Annotated in this window: 11 protein-coding genes; 9 read left to right on the forward strand and 2 right to left on the reverse strand. The window is 37.3% G+C overall.

Annotated elements, in window-relative coordinates; genetic code table 11:
- The first annotated feature begins 302 nt into the window (after window positions 1–302).
- The 4 genes from M3226_RS08780 to M3226_RS08795 all read left to right on the forward strand — a co-directional run bounded on the left by M3226_RS08780 (window position 303) and on the right by M3226_RS08795 (window position 6243).
- Window positions 303–1064, forward strand: a complete 762-nt coding sequence (locus M3226_RS08780; RefSeq protein WP_251564439.1) for a DeoR/GlpR family DNA-binding transcription regulator — start codon at window positions 303–305, stop codon at window positions 1062–1064.
- 91 nt (window positions 1065–1155) lie between these two features.
- Entirely contained in the window at window positions 1156–3660 is a 2505-nt protein-coding gene (locus tag M3226_RS08785) for a GH39 family glycosyl hydrolase (RefSeq protein ID WP_251564441.1), read from the forward strand.
- 276 nt (window positions 3661–3936) lie between these two features.
- Window positions 3937–5229, forward strand: coding sequence for an MFS transporter (locus tag M3226_RS08790; protein WP_251564443.1), 1293 nt, complete (start codon window positions 3937–3939; stop codon window positions 5227–5229).
- A gap of 108 nt (window positions 5230–5337) precedes the next feature.
- Window positions 5338–6243, forward strand: coding sequence for an alpha/beta hydrolase (locus M3226_RS08795; RefSeq protein WP_251564445.1), 906 nt, complete (start codon window positions 5338–5340; stop codon window positions 6241–6243).
- Window positions 6244–6282: 39 nt separating this feature from the next.
- Here the strand turns inward: M3226_RS08795 and M3226_RS08800 are convergent, their stop codons facing one another.
- Complete coding sequence (locus tag M3226_RS08800) at window positions 6283–7263, reverse strand: AraC family transcriptional regulator (RefSeq protein WP_251564446.1); 981 nt, start codon at window positions 7261–7263, stop codon at window positions 6283–6285.
- 228 nt (window positions 7264–7491) lie between these two features.
- Here M3226_RS08800 and M3226_RS08805 point away from each other — a divergent pair, with 228 nt between their 5' ends.
- Together M3226_RS08805 and M3226_RS08810 are read left to right on the forward strand one after the other, a co-directional pair.
- Window positions 7492–8802, forward strand: coding sequence for a glycoside hydrolase family 1 protein (locus M3226_RS08805; RefSeq protein WP_251564448.1), 1311 nt, complete (start codon window positions 7492–7494; stop codon window positions 8800–8802).
- On the forward strand, window positions 8799–10319 hold the full coding sequence (locus tag M3226_RS08810; protein ID WP_251564450.1) for a glycoside hydrolase family 43 protein: 1521 nt from the start codon (window positions 8799–8801) through the stop codon (window positions 10317–10319). The genes M3226_RS08805 and M3226_RS08810 overlap by 4 nt, the downstream gene beginning before the upstream one ends.
- A 199-nt stretch (window positions 10320–10518) precedes the next feature.
- On the opposite strand, the gene M3226_RS08815 is transcribed toward M3226_RS08810, so the two are convergent.
- Window positions 10519–11529 (reverse strand): phosphotransferase, encoded by a 1011-nt coding sequence (locus M3226_RS08815; RefSeq protein WP_251564452.1) that lies wholly within the window; start codon window positions 11527–11529, stop codon window positions 10519–10521.
- Window positions 11530–11951: 422 nt separating this feature from the next.
- On the opposite strand from M3226_RS08815, the gene M3226_RS08820 reads away from it, so the two are divergent.
- From M3226_RS08820 to M3226_RS08830, 3 genes are all read left to right on the forward strand, one after another.
- Complete coding sequence (locus tag M3226_RS08820) at window positions 11952–13064, forward strand: alpha/beta hydrolase (protein ID WP_251564454.1); 1113 nt, start codon at window positions 11952–11954, stop codon at window positions 13062–13064.
- 297 nt (window positions 13065–13361) lie between these two features.
- Window positions 13362–14024, forward strand: coding sequence for a beta-phosphoglucomutase (gene pgmB / locus M3226_RS08825; protein ID WP_251564456.1), 663 nt, complete (start codon window positions 13362–13364; stop codon window positions 14022–14024).
- Between the two features lie 5 nt (window positions 14025–14029).
- Complete coding sequence (locus M3226_RS08830; protein WP_251564458.1) at window positions 14030–15754, forward strand: glycoside hydrolase family 3 protein; 1725 nt, start codon at window positions 14030–14032, stop codon at window positions 15752–15754.
- Window positions 15755–15864 lie beyond the last annotated feature (110 nt).

Consider the following 15864-nt stretch of genomic DNA (forward strand, 5'->3'; position numbering starts at 1 on the left):
TTTTGCTAATATCGTACAGAAATTTGTTAATAAAGCGTTAAAGCGGTAAAGTGAAGTATTCTTTAGATAATTTAGCTCATTTAAGTGGCGCTGTTTTTTAAATAAGTTGGCTTGATTGAGGATAGGCGTGTGTAGAGAGCCTGTCCTTTTTCGCTTGAAAAACAAAAAAATATTCGTTGGATCTTTCTTTTTGTATTATATGTGTTTGTTTTTCAAAAAAATATGTTATAGTTATAGTGAGAATAGGTAAAAAACAAATATAAAACAACATAAATAAAAATTGTTAGAAAGGGGCAGAACAAGTGCTGGTAGCAGAACGACAAAAAAAGATTGTGGAATTGGTGAATGAACGATTAAGCATTCGGGTAACGGAACTAAGTAAAATTTTCTCCGTAACAGAGGAAACGATTCGCCGGGATCTAGAAAAGCTAGAAAAAGAAAATTTATTAATGCGCTCTCATGGCGGTGCGGTTAGTATAGAAAAGGATCAAGGGGAAGTTTCTTATTTAGAAAGAGAAATCACAAATGCGGAACAAAAGAAAGCGATTGCTGCGGCTGCAGTCCGTTTAATTGAGCCAGGTGATCAAATTGTACTTGATGCAAGTACGACAGCATGGTATGTCGCAAAGGAACTGCCCGATATGCCTTTAACCGTTTTGACAAATTCAATTAAAGTAGCGATTGAGCTTAGTAAAAAAGAACAAATCAAAGTGATTTCCACTGGCGGAACATTGCTGTCGCAATCTTTATCCTATGTCGGACCGCTAGCAGAACGATCACTTAGCATGTATCATGTAAATAAAGCGTTTCTTTCCTGTAAAGGGGTCCATTTAGAACGAGGATTAAGTGATTTTAATGAATCACAAGCGTTATTAAAGAAGCAGATGAGGGAAATCGCCGATGAAACCATTTTAATGGTGGATTCTAGTAAATTTGGAACACGTGCTTTTTCACAGATCGTTCCAGTTACAAACATCGACTGCATTATTACAGATTCAAAAATAGATAAAGAAACTAAAAACGAACTGGAAGAAAAAAAGATAAAGTTATTAATTGTAGACTAACAGGCCATAACTGGTCTGTTTTTTTACACTTTACGATAGATAGATGTATACTAGAAAAAATAATTTGATTTAATCAAGATGGGTGACCGTTATGAATTTTACCTATGAAATCATCGAAATGAATAAAGAACTGCCCTTGCATATTTTTTTAAATAGTGTGGATTATGTAACAAATCATTGGCATGACAGCATCGAGATCATTTTTGTTCTAAAAGGAAAAGTGAGTGTGTCAGTGAATGATAAGCGTTTTGAGTTAAATGAAAAAGACGTATTCCTGATCAATGCAAACGACATTCATGCCATTGGACACCAAGAAGAGAACTTATTATTAACGATTCAACTGCCGATTCCTGACTTAAAAGAAAGTATAAAAGATGTCGACTCCTTTGTCTTCTCTTGTAAATCGTTTTTATATGATGAACAACACCAAGCAGAGTTTAATGAACTCCGCTCCTTGTTAGCGCAGATGATGTGGGTCATCAACAAAGAGGGCGAAGGATACGAATTACAAATAAAGTCCTTCTATTTTCAGCTAATCTATCTATTAATCAAAAATTTTAAAGAAGAGACAGAGAAGGAGAATAAACTTTCCAGCCAGAAACACATTGAACGATTACTAAGAATTACCTCCTATGTAAAGGACAATTTCAAGCAGCAGATTACGTTGAATGAATTATCGCAGATTGAGTTTTTGTCTGTGCATTACTTATCAAAGTTTATCCAAAAACATTTGGGGATGCCTTTTTCGAAATACGTCGATAGTATTCGGCTTGATCATGCTGTAAAAGATATTGTCTTTACCGATATTCCACTGACGCAGATTGCGCTTGATAATGGATTTTCAAGCGTAAAGGCCTTTAACCGGGCTTTTAAGGAATTTTACCATCAGACACCGAGTGAATACCGTCGTGCGATAGAGATGGAACCAAAGAAAACGGAGAGTAATAAGGTAACGCTTGCGAACTATGTGGAAATTGACAAAACACAGGCATTCCACCAATTATTTGCCTTTTTGCCTAGTAATGAACAAGCATTAGTGGTCGAACATAAGGCCGTTCAAAAAAAGACGATTAAAATTAATATGGATGTAAAGGTACGAAGGCTTACACATACTTGGAAGAATCTTATGACTGTTGGAAAGGCCAAAGAGTGTCTATACACCGATATACAAAACCAACTGAAGATGGTTAAGGGTGCGACGGATTTCAAATATCTCCGTTTTCATGGGATTTTTGACGATGAAATGATGGTTTATGGTGAAGATGAACAAGGAGTACCTGAATTTAATTTTCTCTATACAGATAAGCTAATAGAATTTTTACGAAGTATTCAAGTTAAGCCGTTTGTCGAGTTAGGCTTTATGCCAAGGGAATTAGCAGATCGTATTGAATCCGTATTTTTTAAAGAGAGTAATGTAAGTAAACCCAAGGACATAGAAAAATGGAATGATCTCTTAAAGGCGTTTATTGGACATTATGAGAATCTTTATGGGGAAGAAGAAATCTTACACTGGTATTTTGAAGTATGGAATGAACCTGATTTTTATGTGTTTTGGCGAGGAACCTTTGAAGATTATTGCACATTATATAAAAATACGTACGATACGATCAAGGGAATCAATCCACTTTATAAAGTAGGCGGACCAAGTATTGTTTCGATTAAAAACAATGACTGGCTGCAGCAATTTTTAGATTTTTGCAGGAGAGAGAACTGTATCCCTGATTTTATCTCGTTCCACAATTATTCACATGATGAAATGGATGTAAATAAGAAAAAGAATCTAACTAATGAAGATACTATGGATTTTGGTTACATTTCAAGAGATGAAAGCTTCCTGAAAAACCGAATCGCTGATCTCAAACAGATATTGGCGGACAATAATTTAGAAGAAATTGAAATTCACCTATCTGAATGGAATTCTACTGCTTATCACCGTGATTTAACGAATGATACCAGCTTTAAAGCTGCCTATATCGTAAAAAATCTCTTGGAGAATATGGATTCGATTCAAAGCTTTGGCTATTGGACGATAACGGATTTAATTGAGGAAAGAAGAGCGTCGACGATCGATTTTCATGGAGGTCTTGGGTTAATCACCAATCGGAATATTCCAAAACCAGCTTTTTTTGCGTATCAGCTGCTGGGTAAATTGGGGAATCAACTTATTTCTCAAGGAGATGGCTATTTCCTTACAAAAAATTCTAATGGCTATCAACTTCTTTTATATCACTATTGCCATTATGACCGGCTGTATTGTATGAACCAGCATGCAAACATCGATTTAGAAAATAGATACAATGTGTTTCTTAATCAGAATCCAATTGAAATGAAATTCATCTTGAACGAATTGAAAAAAGGAACATACAAAGTAAAGCAATACCAATTAAACAGAGATAATGGAAGTTCATTTGATAAGTGGGTTGAGATGGGTGCACCTCAAAACATGAGTACGGAAGAAATTAGTTATTTGAAAAATTCTAGTGTACCTAGACTTCAAATAAGTGATGTCCGTATTGAAGAAAATTATATTTTAACAGCCAATCTTGAACCCCATGAAGTTCAATTATATGAAATTATTCCACAAAAAACACTATAGGCAGGATTCAACCCGGTTAGAGTAAGTTTGAATACAAGTTGAGGCAGGAACCAACCTGCCATTTTTTGTTGCGGTAAATTAGTACAAAGGAACCATAATGACCAGAAATGACAATTTACGTACCTGCTTTGAACAAATAACGGATAGTGTAAAGGTTTTCATATCTCTATAATGAAGTACATAAGGAAGCGTTTCCAGTAAGAAGGATTCATAGGGAATAATAAAAAGTAGTTTTTTAAGGTGAAATAAAGCGTTTTAAAATAAGGAGGCTATAAAATGGAGAATACGGTAATGAATAAGACACCTTTTGGAAGATTGATCGTCGCATCAATCCTTGGAGTTGGAACTGCAATAGCACCGTTAGTATTATTAGCGTTTGGACTAATTCAATTTATTATTATAAAAATTGTTGGGCCGGAACATTCAACAGCTGTGTATGGTACAGCATCTGGGATTACAGGTATTGCAGTTGTTATTTTTGGACTATTCAGTGGGATCATTGCAGATAAAACTCGTGTAAAGATGGGTAGAAGGCGATTCTGGATTATTGGTGGAAGTATCGGCGGAGCCGTTTGTATGTTAGCTCTAGCTTATTCTACCTCGATCCCAATGATGGTCATTTCCTGGTGCTTGGCACAATTCTTTTATGGAATGGTATCACTCTCTTGTTATGCGATTGTTCCAGAACAAGTAGAACAAGAAAAGTTTGGTCGAATTTCGGGCATTATCGGTGCTGCAGCACCTGCTTTCGTAATGACTGGACAAATGTTAATGGGGGTCTTTGCTAAGTCTACCCAAAGTGAAAAAATGATTACTATGATTATTGTTCAATTAATTGGTGGGTTCCTAGCTGCTCTTCTCATTAAAGATAATTATTTTGCCGGAACAGCAACAAAAGCTGATAAGAAGTCGTTTGGAATTCGTGTTTTTTATCCAAGTTTTAAAAAGCATCCTTCCTATACATGGGCATTATTAACGAAGCTATTTATTTATTTTACAAATGCCGGAATGAATATGTTAACGCTTTTCTATATCGCAAGATTTCACTTGGGTGAAACAAAGATTTTTCAATTAATGGGACTTACTGCTCCAGCTATCGGGGTAATGGTTGCAGCTGGAATACTTGGTGGCTTTTTATCCGATAAGGTGAAAAAACAAAAGCCTTTTGTTATCGGTGCAGCCCTTTTAACAGGAGTTTGTCTCATCACATTTGCCTTCTCATCGAATCTCACTTGGGTTATCGTAGGGAACTTTATCTTTAACTTTGGGTTTGGATTATACGGTGCGGTAGACAATGCCCTTGTAAACCGAATTCTCCCAAACAAAGAGAATGCTGCAAAAGACATCTCGATTATGAATACGACAACAAATCTAGCATCAACACTAGTAAATTTCGCAGCACCTGCTTTAATTGCTTTAGGCGTAAGCCTATTTGGCGGAGATGGATATACTTTCTTCTTCTTAGTATTAGCGGCTTTCTCCATTCTTTCAGCAGTGTTTGTTCTTCCGATTCCGGAAATGGGATCCAAGTTGAAGGTCAATAATGATCTTAACGAAAAAGCAGTTTAATCAAATATTGAAAAATAGGGGTGAACTATACTTAGATTCACCTCTATTGTTGTATAAGTTAAAGTATAATAGAAAATATAGGAAATTTATCAAGGGAGAGAAGTTTAAATGCTAATTGAAAAAATCCAAGTTTGGGATGATAGTGAAACAGTAACCTTACATACTTATATTCTTAATAACTCGATGGAATTTCAAAAGGACCAGTTGCGCCCTGCGGTCATAATTTGCCCAGGCGGTGGATATCTAGGGACCTCGGATCGTGAGGCTGAACCGGTGGCTATGCGTTTTGCTTCTCTCGGATATCATACGTTTGTTCTTCGCTATACGACCTATTTTAAGAAGAAGGTTCAAGATTTCAATAACCTCCCTGCTCCTAATGAGAAATCTGCTTATCCACAGCCATTGTTTGATTTAGCCAAGGCAATGCTAATTATCCGCGAAAGTGCATCAAAGTGGTTAGTGGATACAGATAAAATTGCTGTATGTGGTTTTTCGGCAGGAGCTCATTTGTCAGCCAGTCTTGGTGTTCACTGGAATAGCAGCTTATTAAATGAAAAGTTTAATGTTGATCATGAAGTGTTTAAGCCTAATGCAGTAATTCTTGGATACCCGTTAGTAGATTACCAGATAATGAAGGAGAAAGTAGACACAGAAGCTAATGAGTTTATTAAAGGGTTCTGGGAGATTTCGGGCAAAGCTGTATTTGGTAAGCCTAATCCTAGTGATGAACAACTTTTAGAAGCTAGTCCAGTAAACTATGTATCATCGCAAACACCGCCGACATTCCTCTGGCACACTGCTGATGACGATCTTGTTTATGCGGAGAACTCTTTAAGATTTGCGACCATGTTGGCAAAGAATAAAGTACCATATGAACTGCATGTTTTTGAGAGTGGTGTCCATGGCTTATCCCTATGTGATGAGACGACTGCAGGCGATGCAAGTCATATAAACCCAGAATGCAAGGTTTGGTTTGATTTAGCTAATAGTTGGTTGAAAAAACATTTTAAATAGAATACCAAATGAAAACCATCCTTCAAGGGATGGTTTTTGTCATTGTTTATGCTTTTCCTTATAGATAGAGGGGGTCTCCTTAAACAGTTCTTTAAACTTTTTATAAAAGAAGGTAACGCTGGAATATCCTACTTCTTGAGCGATTTCAGGTATTGGTAAATCAGTATTAGACAAATACAAGGCAGCCTGGTTCAGCCGTTGCATCTGAAGGAGTTCTTTAAATGATTTCCCAGTACCTTTTTTTAGCAATGTAGACAGATAACTTGGATTAAAGCCAAAGGTCTGCCCCATTCTAACTAGTGAACAGTCCCGGTAATTGTCTTCGATATATTTCAAAAAGTCTATTAATGAATTATTCTCCACTTCAGCATCATAACTTGTCTGGTAATGATTGTAACGGATTAAGGTAGAAAATAAAACAATCAAATAAGAGTCAATGATTTCTGAAGAACAAAAGTCACGATTAAAAAATTCACACATAATATTCTCCATGATTTCCGTTACCTTGTTTCCTTCTGGTCTAAAAATCAAGTATTGATTTAGCTTCCTATGACTCACGAGTGATTCGATCATGAACTGGGGGATAATGCTTTTCTGTGACAATCTTCTTAGAAAGCTCGGTGAAAGATAGTCCTGCTTCAGTATAATATTAATAACAATATCTTCTTTAGTAATTGCAGCTACGCTATGAGGTACTTCTTTATTAATTAAAATAAGTTCCCCTTTGTGCAAATTAACCTTTTTTCCTTTTATTAAGACGGTACATTTCCCTCGATAGACAAACATCAACTCAATGTAATCATGCATGTGAAGAGGAATAACCGAGCCATATGGTTGCTGGGAAATGGATATGTTCTCATCAATGGGTGTATCGTTTATATCAAATGCTCTATTAAATAGATAAACAGGTTCTTCATTTACCATTACAGTAAGAGGATAATACTCCTTTAAAACTCTTTCTTTATCAATTGGCCCTATATGATAGGCGTCTAAGTATCCTTCAAGATCTAGTCGGTCCATATCTGCTCCCTATGAATAATGATTTGAGTAATCGATTTCTTAATTTTATTATAAATAAATTCTAACAATAAGTACAAAAAGTCAATAATACAAGTTTCTACTTTATAAATTAATATCTATGATTCGAGCAATTACTAGCTAGTCTTTTAACATTATATCTTTTGTAGTGGATTGCTATTATTACTTTATTAGGAATGATTTTTCAATGAGTTCAGGAGGTAAATTACTATGAAATATGTTTTTCCTAGTTCCTTTCTATGGGGAACCGCAACATCTGCCTACCAGGTAGAAGGAAACAACAATAAATCAGATATGTGGGCTGAAGAATATTCTGAAGGATCACCTTACAGAGATTATTCGGGAGATGCGGTCGATCACTATAATCGCTACAAACAAGATATCGAACTCATGGCAAGTCTTGGTCTTAACAGCTATCGTTTTTCCATAGAGTGGTCAAGAATAGAGCCTGAACAGGGTGTTTATTCTCAAAAAGAATTGGACCATTATCGAGATGTTATTAAAACATGTTACGACAACAACATTACACCAGTGGTTACTATGATGCATTTTACGTCGCCACAGTGGCTTATGAAGATAGGCGGTTGGAAAAATCCTGAGACTGCAGACCTTTTCGCGAAATATTGTGAGGTTGTATTTAAGGAGTTTGGTCAGGATATTCCTTATGTATTGACCATGAATGAAGTCAATCTGCCAGTAATGTTAAAAGAATTATTTATTAATATGAACTTTATGCCTCCTGTTGGTATGGATGCTAAATCTTGGACAGCACCAGGCTGGCGTGAATCGGCCGCCGCAAAATGCGGGACAACCATTGATCTATATTTTACTTTCCATATGGCTTCCGATGAGGAGTCATTAGAAATTGTGAAAGATGCGCACTGCAAAGCACGGGAAGTAATGAAGAAAATTAACCCGTCCACCAAAGTTGGACTTTCATTAGCATTGCCTGAAATTCAAGCCATTGAAGGTGGGGAAGAGCTAGCTGCAAAAGTTTGGCATGATTATTTTGGACAATTTAAATCTATCATTGAAGGCGATGACTTTATCGGCGTACAGAATTATACACGTGAAGTATATGGTCCAGAAGGGCAAGTTCCGCTGGCGGAAGGAACAGAAGTGACCGCGATGGGGTATGAGTATTATCCAGAAGCACTAGCTAGAACGATTCGAAATGTAGCCAAAGAGTTAAATATCCCTGTGCTGGTAACGGAGCACGGAATTGCAACAAATGATGATAGCCGTCGGGTTGAATTTATCCAACGTGGTCTTAAAGGGTTGCATTCGTGCCTTGGGGATGGGATTCAAGTCCTGGGTTATCTATATTGGTCCACATTTGATAACTATGAATGGACATTTGGCTATGATCCGCACTTTGGGATTATTGGATTAAACCGTGAAACACAAGAGAGATTTGTAAAAGAAAGCGGCCGTGTGTTAGGGGAGATCTCAAAGAACAACGCCGTGTATTACGAACCGGAAAAACTATTAAATCTATACAGAAGCGAATTCGAAATATGATATATAAAAATCCTGTCATTAGCGGCTTTCACCCAGACCCCAGCATTTGTAGAGTAGGAGAGGATTTTTATCTAGTTACAAGTTCCTTTGAATACTTCCCTGGTGTACCGATTTTTCACTCAAAGGATCTTGTCAATTGGAAACAGCTAGGTCATTGTTTAACTCGCGATAGTCAATTACCTTTACAAGAATCAAAGAGTTCCATGGGGATTTTTGCCCCAACCATTCGATATAATAATGGCCGGTTTTATATGATTACTACGAATCTATCAATCGGAAAAAATTTTATTGTATGGACTGAAAAACCTGAAGGTCCTTGGTCAGAACCAATTTGGCTGGATTGGTCTGGAATAGATCCCTCTCTTTTATTTGATGAAGATGGGAAGGTCTATTTAACCGGCACACAGGATATCTTTTGTGGAGAATCTTCGGGGATTTATCAGGCTGAAATTGATGTTAATACAGGAGAGATTCTTACTGAGCGCCGCTTAATATGGCAAGGTACAGGCGGGGCCCATCCTGAGGGACCGCATCTCTATAAAATAAACGGCTTGTATTATTTAATGATCGCAGAAGGTGGAACCGAATACGGGCATATGGTGACAATGGCTCGAAGCAAACAGCCTTTTGGTCCTTTTGAAAATCACCCCAATAACCCAATTCTTACCCATCGCAGCAGTGCAAGCCCTATTCAAGCTACCGGACATGCCGATCTAGTTGAATATACAGATGGCAGCTGGTGGACGGTATTTTTAGGAATCTGTCCTGCCCCCATTCCATTTAGCGGAAAGCATCATCATCTTGGCAGGGAAACTTTTTTGGCACCAGTGGATTGGAATAACGAAGGCTGGCCAATAATTGGGGCCCAAGTCGAATTAGAAATGGACGGAAGAACACTCAAAATAGAGGACAAAGAGCAGCTAAGTTGTAAAGATGATTTTAATGAGGCTGCCTTAGGCTTCTCTTGGAATTTCCTGCGTAATCCTAGTGAGGATAGCTGGTCTTTAACTGATAGACCTGGATTCCTAACGTTATATGGGCCTTTAACAAGTTTAAATGACTTAGACTCTCAAGCGTTTGTTGGTCGTAGGCAGCAGCATTTTGAATGCAAAGTTTCAACAATGCTAGAATTCTCTCCAACTGAGGAGGGGGAAGAGGCTGGGCTAACTGTCTTCATGAATGAGCGATTTCATTATGAAATAGCACTAGGAATAAGAGATGGTGTAAAAAAGGTCTTTGTAAGACGAAGAATAGGATCCCTTTGGAAAGTGGAGTCTGAACATGAGTATGGAGAAGAAGCGATTGTTTTAACGGTTCATGCTGATGCTAAAAACTATACATTTTCCTATAAACAGCAAGACGGAGAGTCTACTATTTTAGGCTCAGGTGAATGTTCTCTTTTATCGACAGAAGTAGCGGGTGGATTTACGGGTGTATACTTTGGAATTTATGCTGCGGGAAATGGACAGAAAAAGAGTACCCCTGCTTATTTTGATTGGTTTGACTATTCTATATAATTTCTAATTTAATGGAGCATCATTGTGGTAACGGGGTTAGAGAACAAAAATATTGACCCCCGTCAATCAAGAAGATGGACCATGAGGGTAGTCAACAGAGCTTATTGACGACCTTCATCCAAGAAAATTAATCATCAGACTAGTCAATACCATTTTTGTAGTAAGCTGCCATAGGTTGGCAGCTTTATTTTTATTTATACTATTTATCACAGAATTTGATGAACTTGTCTTGATGTATTAAAATCCATGAAACTCTTTGTGCAGCCTTACGAATATACTTCTTGACCGTATCAATAGAGTCAACTCCGTCCCAATAACGGCCGAGAAAATGGATAAACACATCTAAACTTCGAAGTTGGATTAGAAGAGGAAGAGCTTGAATTTCTCCTTTTGTCAGCTTAATCCTACTACCATATCCCGTTAGGAAGGCAATAATCTTTTTAAAAATAATGGTCTCATCCTCTTCATCATCTATAAAATCGGAAATAGAAACCGCAACTTCCATGACTCGCAAGTCATGTGTAATAAATTCAAAATCAAGAATGGCGGAAATCTTTCCATCCCTTCCCGAAAGGATGTTGGAAGCATTTAAATCTCCATGGACGGGCTGGTGGGGTAGCCTTTTTAAAAATGGGACTCTGTCTTGAAAAGAGATTAGTTGTTTGTAGATCATTAATAATTCTTGAGTTAACTCCACAAAGTCCTCTGGTGGAGTTAGGGAAAAGTCTTTAATCTGATCCAAAGAACATCTTGGGTGTGTACTATCCATATCATAATACGGTTTATATATTGGCAGTTGATTTACACTGACCTCGGCAAGCTCTGCAGTAAGCTGACCAGCCACCTTACCAAATGAATATATTTGATCTAAGTCCTCTAAGGCAGGATTCTTCCCATCGATAAATTTAAACAATCCTGCAAGAAATCCGGATTCAGTTTTGACAATGGTTTGCCCATCTTTTGTTCTCATTGGTACTGGAATGGAAAAGGAAAGAGGCCGTTCTTTTAATGCTAATAATACAGCATGTTCATAGCTTACCTTGTCTTCATCTCGATGGGTCTCGTAAATTCTCAGTACGTATTGCTCATTGTTTGCCACAATAAATAGAGTTGTATTGTTTTCCCCACTTGGTCCGGGGACAATCTCCCAGTTTTCATTTGGGAAGTACAAAGGTACTATCTCTTCAATATATGATAAATTTCTTTTCATCCATCCAAAATCCTTTTTAAAAAGAAGTCTATCATGTACATGAAAAAGAAGAAAGTAATTTTGAATAGAGAAATTGAAAGTAATGCATTATTGCAATAAACATAATCTTTGATTCAAGCAAAAAGCCCTTTGAATTTAATATTAAACATTATGAAAACGTTATAGAATAAGGACACCATTCTATTATGGTGCTTTATAATTTTTTAGGACAAAAATTTGCCTATTTTCAGTCAAAAAAAGGGATGTATTATACAAGAACTAGGTATATTATAAAACTCATATAAGAAAGCGTTTTCTATAGGTGGGATCGTACCAGAGCACTTTGTCCTTTAGTTTAACAATCATAGTCTTATACTCCACTTTAAAGGGAATCTTTTAAAAGGTTAGATCGAAAAATTATAGTTTAGAGAGGAGATATTATCATGCGAAAATATGATACAAGTGCCATCGACCAGTTACAAAAGGAAACTACGATTATAGAAAATCAGGGAGTTAACATAATAGTAAAACCAAGCCTAGGTGAAGACAGACCAGGATATATCGATCCTACGGAATTAAGTCTTATGGAAAATCATTGGGCTGGAAAATTAGAGGGAGAAGAACCTGCAGCCATGCCGCCAATGGAAGTATTAATTCCCATCATGCGGGAAAACATGGGGTTCCCTAATTATAATTTAAACACTGTGGAAATTCATACAAAATATGAAGAAATCACAGATAGCGGAAATACAGTAGGCTTGTGGCGTTACTATCCAAGAAAATCCGAAAAGAATCCAAAACGGCCTGCATTCGTATTTTTTCATGGAGGCGGCTGGATTGGCGGCAGCGTCTATACGGTTGAAAACTTCTGCAAATTGTTAGCTGAATTAACTGATGGAGTGGTATTTAACGTAGATTATTCTTTAGCTCCAGAAAAGCCATTCCCTAATGGTTTTAATGACAATTATTATGCGGTAAAGCATGTTTATGATCATGCAGAAGCATATGGAATTGATCCTGAAAAAATCAGTGTTGGCGGAGATAGTGCCGGAGGAAATTATGCAGCGGCAGTCTGTTTGAAAGCAAGAAATGAAGGAACACCAAAAATTGCGATGCAGGTACTGATTTACCCGGCAGTTACGATGGCGGATGCAAAGGTTGACGGATATGAGTGGAGTGAGAACTTTTTTGAAAAGTCAGAGGAGCACAAGGACATCATCAATGGGCTTATTTCACTTGGAAGACCTACAAAAGTTGAAGATGATCTGTTTTTAGGAGCTTATATTTCTGATAAGGAAGAAATCTATAATCCATATGTTAGTCCAATGCTTGCGAAATCTCATACAGGACTTCCTAAAGCTATTTTAGCAGGGGCAGAGTTTGACGGGTTACGTATTCACACAGAGTTTTATGCCAAACAGCTTCAGGATGCTGGAGTAGAAACCACTTGTTTCCGTTATAAAGGGATGACTCATGCATTTATTGATAAATTAGGACATGTCGCTCAAGCTGAAGATTTATGTATAGAAATTGCAAAAGCAATGAGGGATTTATAGGTATCTGACTGTGGTATGGAAGAATATTTTTAGCATTAAAAGCTGGTATAAAATAATGACATAATGATTCATAGTCGATTGGAGCTCTTGTTAATAGGGCTCTTTTTTTTCATCCTCCCTTAATCTACAAACATATTGAAAAAGAAAATAGAACAAATATCGGCCTGTTTTCAGCCAAAAAGGGGAAAGCGATTTTAGTCGGTTTTTTATATCATAATAATAGTAATAGGAAACGCTTTCAGATGATGCGGCAATTGATGGCAACATCGCTTACTATTTGATATAAGGATGGGAACTATGAAAATTTCAGCAGTTATTTTTGATTTGGATGGTGTGATTGTTTCGACGGATGAATATCATTACCAAGCCTGGAAACAAATCAGCGATCAAGAAAATATATATTTTGATAGGAATATAAATGAAAGACTTCGCGGTGTAAGCAGAATAGAAAGTCTGGATATTATTCTGAGTCATTCGGACAAAATCTACAGTGAAAGTGAAAAGTACCTTCTTGCACAGCGAAAAAATGACATCTATTGTGAACTGCTTAACAAGTTATCGCCCAATGACATTTTACCAGGGATTATTAATCTTTTAATAAGTTTAAAAACAAGGGATATAAAAATTGCCATTGGTTCTTCTAGTAAAAACACGCCTTTTATTCTAGAGCAGATTGGATTAACTTCGAACTTTGACACTATTGCCGATGGAAACAGTATCAAAAATAGTAAGCCTGATCCGGAGGTATTTTTACTAGCAGCCAAAATGCTCGGAGTGGAGCCTGAAGAATGCGCTGTTATTGAAGATGCCCAAGCTGGAGTTGATGCGGCAAAGGCTGCTGGGATGAAAGCGGTAGGTATAGGTTCCGCAGCCACTTGCTTAAATGCGGATATGAAATTACAGGATTTAACGAATTTAGATATAGACCAGCTATTAGAAGTTAATGAGATTAGGAGTTGAAAGTAATGTTAAAACTTAATGCCAGTCTAGCCCATTTAAAAAATAAACCTTTCTTCTTAAGTGATAAAGATATCGAGTGGGTGGAAGAAACTCTACAATCGATGACTTTACATGAAAAAGTGGGGCAATTATTTTGTCCGATTGGCAGTTCAGATATTAAGCAAGATTTAGAAGCATTTATTGCAGAATATCATCCTGGAGGTATCATGTATCGGCCAGATACTGGGGCAAAGATGCAGGAAACACATCGATTGTTACAAGAGTTATCTCCAGTTCCTTTATTGATTTCTGCTAACTTAGAAGCTGGTGGGAATGGGATTGCTACGGATGGCACCTATTTCGGAAAACAAATGCAGGTGGCTGCAACAGACAATGAAGATATGGCCTATAAATTAGGATTAGTAGCTGGCCGTGAAGGACGGGCAGCCGGGTGTAACTGGGCTTTTGCGCCGATTGTTGATATTGATATGAATTATCGAAACCCTATCACAAATGTAAGAACGTATGGGTCTGACCCAATTAGAGTTGCTCAAATGTCTAAAGCTTTTATGAAGGGAATACATGAAAGCGGACTCGCAGCAGCTGTCAAGCACTTCCCAGGTGATGGGGTCGATGACAGAGATCAGCATCTTTTATCATCTGTAAACACCTTATCCATCGAAGAATGGGATCAAACCTTTGGGATGGTTTACCAAGAAATGATAGACAGCGGGGCTAAATCGATTATGGCAGGACATATTATGCTCCCAGAGTATTCAAAAACTCTTTTGCCAGGAATTGAAGATGAACAAATCAAGCCGGCCACACTAGCACCAGAAATACTTAATGGATTATTAAGAGAAAAATTAGGTTTTAATGGTTTAATCGTTACAGATGCAACACCGATGCTTGGTTTCACTGCTTCAGAAAGAAGAGAAATCGCTGTACCTAAGGCAATTGCTTCAGGCTGTGATATGTTCCTCTTCAACCGAAATATAAAAGAAGATTATGAGTTTATGTTAAAAGGGATTAAGACAGGTATTCTAACCTTAGAAAGAGTAGATGAAGCTGTTACTAGAATACTTGCTCTGAAAGCATCACTAGGTCTGCATATACAAAAGGAGATGGGAACTTTAGTACCTGGGGAAGCGGATTTATCGGTATTACAGTGTGGAGAGCATAAGGATTGGGCAAGAGAATGTGCAGACCAATCGGTTACATTAGTAAAGGATACACAAAAACTGCTGCCTATTAATGTTGATCAGCATAAACGGGTCCGTCTATATGTATTAGGTGATCAAGAAGGGGGACTAAAGGAAGGTGGTTCCGTAACCAATCCGTTTATTGATTCCCTTGAAAATGCCGGTTTCCAAGTGGAACTTTATAATGACAAGCAAGTTAATTTCCCAGAGCTATTTATGAGTGTCAACGATTTTAAAGCGAAATATGATCTGATTATTTACGTTGCCAACCTTGAAACGGCTAGTAACCAAACAACGGTTAGAATTAATTGGCAGCAGCCGTTAAATGCAAACGCTCCTTGGTTTGTTAAAGATATTCCTACATTGTTTATTTCGGTTGCGAACCCGTTCCACCTGCAGGATGTGCCAATGGTGAAGACCTATATTAATGCCTATTCATCTAATGAATTTGTGGTTGAGGCAATAGTGGATAAGATTCTAGGAAAATCTGAGTTTAAAGGGAAGAGTCCTGTCGATCCGTTTTGCGGGAAATGGGATACTAGATTTTAAATAAGAGTAAGCACTCCATTATTACGATGGAGTGCTGCTCAATTTAATCCATCCCTAAACCCTTTTAACTATATTCTTTGATTCGAGCAATGTTAATCTTGTTTTTCAAT

The sequence above is a fragment of the Neobacillus cucumis genome (genome assembly GCF_023715505.1).